Here is a 2,495-nt window from a genome sequence, read left to right as displayed (position 1 = left end):
CAGCAAGCCTAGTCACCTTATTTGGTTGTGTTGGTAGCAATGCGGTAACGGGTAAGCTGATGGAGTTCAACGTGAAAGCTGTAGATAACCGCTACGCTCGCGGTGGATTAAACATGCTACTGGCACCCGCTTACGGTATCACGGTTGCTGCAGACTACATTGTGTTTAACTCGCTGGAGTTTTGGACGGGTAAAAACCCTATCAACAAAAAGCCGCACATCTTTGACACTAAGGTCGATACATATATCGATATTAATGATCAACTGGATGACAGCCTCACAGACGCGCCTATCGACCCACTAGCTAAGCACGTCATTGACCACAGTGAAATGAAAGTTATCAATCAAGATGAAGTTGCTATCGAACTCACGTACAACGACGGCACACGTGCAACACTAACTGGTCACCGTTTTGGCGATGAAGTCCACTACTCTCTTGATAACCAAGTTATCGCAAAAACCAGTTTAGAAGAGATGCAGATGTACATGGCTTCTGCGGAGCAATCATAAGCTCATATTGAGTGATTAAAAATAACTAGCAATTGTCAGTGCTTATAACACGAAAAGGGGTAGCAGAACGCTACCCCTTTTTTTGACTCATAATATTAATCAGGCACTTGTTAATAAACAAAGTAGTCAGACAGTCGCTTGATATTCAATTGCTTTGTCATATTACCTAACTGCTCTTCTCGAGTGTCTTGAAATTCATCTAGGCGCTGATAAATCGTAAAATAGCGACTTATATTAGCGACATACTTTACTGGTTCTTGGCTTATGTTCTCTCTTGCGACAACCTCAACGTGATTAAACCATTTATTTGGGTTATACCCTTGCTGCGCCGCTAATTTTCGCATTCTTCGTATTTTAGCTGGTCCAGCATTATAGGCAGCTAAGCTAAAGTAAATCTTATCGATGTCAGCTATTTCAGGCTTATCAAAGTACCTATCATGAATAAAGCGTAAATACTTGCTTCCAGCATGGATGTTACTTTCCAAATCGTGCACATTATCAATATCCACATACCAATCCCGCGCCGTTTTAGGCATCACTTGCATAATACCCACGGCACCACGGTGCGACACTTTCGAGTGGTCGAGCCCTGATTCTTGAAAAGCCATCGCTAGAAGAATGAACCAGTCGATATCGTACTTCTCACCATACGAGACAAACAAAGCTTCTAGTTTATCTCGTTGTCGGTTTTGCTGTGGGTTAGAGGCGCGACTCATCCATGAAACGCTGTCTAAATAGCGATTATCAATCACGTTCCCGAGTAACGTGCCCTGTTTCGATTCTTGCAAATACTGGTCTATTTGGGCTTTCAGTTGAGGACTATTCTTACGAATGGCCCACGCGATATCTGCATCTTCTCTAAAGGTAATGTCCTCATGGATCTTAATGCCCTTCTCTAAACTGTCCCACAATTCCAACTTATGGCTATCAACGATGGTTGCTGTGATCTTCTCACTCTTAATCAGCTCGAGGAGTTCAAGGTCTTGGAGGTTCGCGTTGAGTAAGTGAATATAGATGGGTTCCATCCCCTTTTTCTCAAACTGTTGATTCAATTTTTGAACGCTACTGATGTAGCTAGAATCCTGCTTAAGCCACACTTCTTTACCCTGTAGTTGTGTGACATTGCTGATTGAAGGCTTAGATAGGCTTGTCACTAACACCTCATCGATATCGCGGCGAATGGGCATGCTGAAATCCACCAGCCTTTGACGCTCTTCGGTTACTGTAAGGTTCGCGATAGCAATATCGCCCCGCCCTTGATTTAACGCTTCAAGTAATTCGCTTCGCTCTACCGGAATCACCTTAACGCGCAGCAGTGGATCACTCAGTTTAAGTGCCTGATCAAAGTAATAGATTTGCTCGGCCAAAATCCCTTTCGGCTTACCGTTTTCAATGTGATAGAAACCGATGTCACCAGAGACTAAAACACGTACTACACCTTTCACTTTCAAAGCCGAGAAATCACCAACATAGGATTCAAGTGCGTTATCTGGCACTTCTAGACCGAAAGCGGACTTAGAAAGAATAGAGATAAAGAGCAATGCTTTCGATAAGCGTGTAGCGCCTTTAATGTTCGTCATATGCAGTATTCCTGTAGCGCCATTTCTAATGCGATAAAGCCAAAAACCTCAGTAATACTTGTGCAATGTAGGAAGTGTTTAACGCGAAGCAATTTAACGAGAGGAAGTCGCCATAACGTTGTTCAGTGAGGAGTGGATTGATCTTAAAAATAACATAGTGCGCAGATCATCTCATCGCGCTAGTAATTAAGGGAGTCGAATTATACCGAAAACTATCTCTTCCGAAATACGGCCGAAACTATAGTAGTTATAGAGTAATCCTATAACTCTTCTTGACGTGTACCTCTTAATATTATTCCTACCTGCCCACATATGTTCTTAATTCGGTCGTTTAGGGGCCAATTCAAAATCAGTACTGAAAACATACCTTCATTACAAAAAAATATACAAATAGATAATAGTATTG

General features: G+C 42.2%; 2 protein-coding genes. One reads left to right on the top strand and one right to left on the bottom strand.

Features of this window, described 5'->3' with window-relative positions:
* The coding region (locus BCT81_RS18435; protein ID WP_241908234.1) for a DUF3332 family protein at nt 1-509 on the top strand (509 nt) is incomplete at its 5' end.
* 110 nt (nt 510-619) lie between these two features.
* Here BCT81_RS18435 and BCT81_RS18430 read toward each other — a convergent pair.
* Nucleotides 620-2,089 carry a transporter substrate-binding domain-containing protein gene (locus BCT81_RS18430; RefSeq protein WP_102425405.1) on the bottom strand — a complete coding sequence of 490 codons (1,470 nt, stop codon included), beginning with the start codon at nt 2,087-2,089 and terminating at the stop codon, nt 620-622.
* Nucleotides 2,090-2,495: the final 406 nt, after the last annotated feature.

It is taken from the genome of Vibrio sp. 10N.261.52.A1 (assembly GCF_002876325.1).
Taxonomy (GTDB): domain Bacteria; phylum Pseudomonadota; class Gammaproteobacteria; order Enterobacterales; family Vibrionaceae; genus Vibrio; species Vibrio chagasii.
This window is presented reverse-complemented; position numbering and strand designations above follow the sequence as displayed.